This window comes from Bacillus sp. AY2-1 (assembly GCF_008368965.1).
GTDB lineage: Bacteria > Bacillota > Bacilli > Bacillales > Bacillaceae_G > Bacillus_A > Bacillus_A thuringiensis_S.
This window is the reverse complement of sequence record NZ_QPEL01000229.1, coordinates 1-3,927: the sequence shown is the minus strand read 5'-3', so window position 1 is coordinate 3,927 and position 3,927 is coordinate 1. Positions and strand designations below refer to the sequence as shown.

The window sequence follows — 3,927 nt, the reverse complement described above, 5'->3', positions numbered from 1 at the left end:
TGATGAAAGAGTAGAGTTTTTCAAAGAATCACCTCTTTATACTGAAATGTCTGAAAATATAACTGTATTGTAAAAGAAGTTCATATATAAAGTCAACTGACATAATATCATTGACGTTATATCAATTAAGGTGCTATATTTCAATTAGTTAGAATAAAAAGAAAATTAAGAGAAGGTGACACCATGTATAAAGAACCATTTCAACCAACTTATGAGTATGCGCTTGAATGTGATAAACATGATGAACTGAAAGATTTTCAAACTGAATTCTATAAAAAAGAAGGTACTATATATTTAGATGGAAACTCATTAGGGCTACTTTCAAAAAGAGCAGAGAAATCATTACTTACGTTGCTAGATTCGTGGAAAGAATATGGAATTGACGGCTGGACTGAAGGTGAGCACCCGTGGTTCTTCCTTTCAGAGAAATTAGGTAAACTTACAGCCCCTCTTATTGGAGCTTTACCGGAGGAAACTATTGTAACCGGTTCTACGACTACAAATATACACCAAGTTATTGCGACGTTTTATGAACCGAAAGGAATACGTACAAAAATACTTGCGGATGAATTAACTTTCCCGTCAGATATTTATGCACTTCAAAGTCAAATACGTTTAAAAGGATTAGACCCAGATGAGCATCTAGTAAGAGTGAAAAGCCGAGATGGTAGAACACTTTCTGAAGAAGATATTATTCATGCGATGGAAGATGATATCGCTTTAATTTTATTACCTTCTGTTTTATATAGAAGTGGTCAAATTCTTGATATGAAACGTTTAACAACGGAAGCACATAAACGAGACATTCATATCGGATTTGATTTATGTCATTCAATAGGATCTATTCCGCATCATTTCAAAGATTGGGATGTTGATTTTGCTGTTTGGTGCAATTATAAATATTTAAATGCAGGACCGGGTGGTGTTGCAGGACTTTATGTAAATAATAAACATTTTAATAGACTGCCAGGGTTGTCTGGATGGTTTAGTTCTAAAAAAGATAAGCAGTTTGATATGGAGCATACATTAACAGCCGCTGATCATGCAGGTGCTTATCAAATTGGTACACCTCACGTATTAAGTATAGCACCATTAATTGGTTCTCTTGAAATTTTCAAAGATGCTGGTATTGAACGTTTACGTGAGAAGTCTTTACATATTACGAGATACATGCTGAATTTAATTGATCATGAATTAAAAGATTTCGGATTTACAATTGGAAATCCGTTAGAGGATGAAAGTCGAGGCGGGCACATTTATTTAGAGCATGCAGAAGCAGCACGTATATGTAAAGCGCTAAAGGCAAATGGAGTAATTCCAGATTTTAGAGCGCCAAATGGAGTGAGACTTGCGCCGGTCGCTTTATATAACACATACGAAGAAGTGTGGAAATCTGTACAAATATTAAAGGGAATTATGAAAGAAGAAAAGTATAAGCAGTTTGAAAATAAGCGAGAGGTTGTGGCATAAGTATGAAAACATCAGAGTGGATTGATATTTCACAACCGCTAAATAATAATATTGCAACGTGGCCAGGAGACACACCGTTCTCGTATGAAGTTTCATGGTCAAAAGAAGAAAGTGGCTCGGTAAATGTCGGAAAGTTAACGATGAGTATTCATACAGGCACTCATATTGATGCACCATTTCATTTTGATAATGATGGAAAGAAAGTATTGGATTTAGATGTTCAAGTTTATGTTGGCCCAGCACGGATTATTGACGTTTCTAATCTTGAAAGCATCGGGAAAAAGGAATTAGAAAACTTTCATTTAGAAGGTGTAGAACGATTATTATTACGTACATCTTCACATGGAAAAAATGAAGAATTTCCAGATGTGATCCCTCATTTACGTGCAGACATAGCACCTTTTCTATCAGAGAAAGGTATTCGTTTAATCGGAGTAGATGTACCATCAGTTGATCCGTTAGATGATAAAGAATTAGCAGCGCATCATCAATTATTTAAACATGGAATTCATATTTTAGAAAATGTCGTATTAGATCATGTAGCAGACGGTGATTATGAACTTATTGCATTACCACTTGCATTAACTGATGCAGATGGAAGTCCAGTTCGAGCCGTTATTAGACCAATATAAGTAGAATTATATAAAAGGGGCGTTTGGCTAATATGAAAGAAAATGAAAAAGTAATTATGGAAAAAGGGATTCATACGGATTTTAAAGAGAATATGACGTATGGGGAGTATTTACAATTAGATAGTTTACTATCTTCTCAAAAAAGATTATCGGACCATCATGATGAAATGTTATTTATCGTTATCCACCAAGCAAGTGAGCTTTGGATGAAGCTCATTTTACATGAGCTAAATGCGGCGATTGAATCTATTAAACAAGATAAATTACAACCAGCTTTTAAAATGTTAGCACGTGTATCGAAAATTCAGTCTCAAATTATTCAATCTTGGGATATTCTTGCGACATTAACACCATCAGAATATATTGAGTTTCGTGATTCACTCGGTCAAGCTTCAGGTTTTCAATCGTATCAATATCGTATGATTGAGTATGCACTTGGCTATAAAACGCCGCACGCATTAAAAATTTATGAAAAGGATCCAGAATTACATGCACGACTTCATAAAGCGCTACATGCACCAAGTCTATATGATGTCGCGATTCAAGCATTAGTAAAAGAAGGATTCCCTATTCATAAAGATGTGTTAAACCGTGATATTACGCAGCCTTATGAAGAAGATGCAACAGTAGAAGCGGCGTGGTTAGAAGTGTATGTGGATGTGAAAAAATATTGGAATTTATATCAGCTTGCTGAAAAATTGATTGATATTGAAGACTGGCTACAACAATGGCGTTTCCGTCATATGAAAACAGTAGAAAGAATTATTGGACATAAAATGGGAACAGGTGGATCCTCCGGTGTTTCTTATTTAAAACGAGTACTTGATCAAAGATTCTTCCCAGAGCTTTGGAATGTTCGTACGAAATTATAAAAATAAACCTGTCAGTTCATTATGGCTGACAGGTTTATTTTTATTTGAGCACAATTATGTTTAAAATGAAGTAACAAGATATAATAAATGGAGTAACTATTTAAATGGAGGTAAAGTTTTTGGATTTCAAGCAACTAGAAAATAAATTCGAAAAGAAAAAAGTGAATACATTTCTTGTTTATCAAAAAGGGGAATTAACAACTGAGTATTATAAAACACCTGAATGTGCAAATAACTTATATAAAATAAATTCGATTACAAAAAGTATCGTATCTTTATTAATTGGTATTGCAATTGATAAGGGCTATATAAATGATATACATACACCGATTACAGAGTGGATTGAAAATGTACCTGGGGAAAAACATGATTTGACGCTTTATCACTTATTAACAATGACTACTGGTGAGGATTGGAAAGAGTTTGGGAATGGAGTAGTATTCCCAAATGACTTTGTAGAATCAGAGAACTGGGTACAGTACATATTAGAAAAGCCAATAATTGAAAAACCTGCTACAAAAATGAATTATAATTCAGGTTCTTCTCATTTACTGAGCTATATTATTCAAGAAGCTACTGGAATGTCGACAGAGCGGTTTGCAAAGAAATATTTATTTGATCCATTAGAAATTAACGAATACGAATGGCAACAAGATCCGCAGGGTATATATGTTGGCGGCTTCGGTATGAAAATGAAATCTAAAGATTTATTAAAATTAGGAAAATTATGTTTACAAAATGGATATTGGAATGGGAAAGAAATTGTATCAGCACAATGGTTAGAAGAGTCAAGCAGGGCGCAATTTGAAACATATGAACATGTCGGCGCATATGGATATCACTGGTGGGTATTACATAACGAAAGATTTCACATACCGTATTGTATATATTTCGCTATGGGATATGGCGGACAATACATCGTTATCATTCCTCAGTTAGAAGTAGTAGCTATT

The 3,927-nt window shown here is 34.3% G+C and carries 4 protein-coding genes; all 4 read left to right on the top strand.

Features of this window, described 5'->3' with window-relative positions:
* Positions 1 to 183: 183 nt before the first annotated feature.
* On the top strand, positions 184 to 1,470 hold the full coding sequence (kynU, locus tag DN403_RS29415) for a kynureninase (RefSeq protein ID WP_000276296.1): 1,287 nt from the start codon (positions 184 to 186) through the stop codon (positions 1,468 to 1,470).
* 2 nt (positions 1,471 to 1,472) lie between these two features.
* Positions 1,473 to 2,102: an arylformamidase gene (kynB, locus tag DN403_RS29410; RefSeq protein ID WP_000858071.1), complete on the top strand. Its 630-nt coding sequence runs from the start codon at positions 1,473 to 1,475 to the stop codon at positions 2,100 to 2,102.
* A 32-nt stretch (positions 2,103 to 2,134) separates the two neighbouring features.
* Positions 2,135 to 2,974 carry a tryptophan 2,3-dioxygenase gene (gene kynA / locus DN403_RS29405; protein ID WP_000661959.1) on the top strand — a complete coding sequence of 280 codons (840 nt, stop codon included), beginning with the start codon at positions 2,135 to 2,137 and terminating at the stop codon, positions 2,972 to 2,974.
* 119 nt (positions 2,975 to 3,093) lie between these two features.
* A partial coding sequence (locus DN403_RS29400; protein WP_149186055.1) for a serine hydrolase domain-containing protein occupies positions 3,094 to 3,927 on the top strand: 834 nt, incomplete at its 3' end.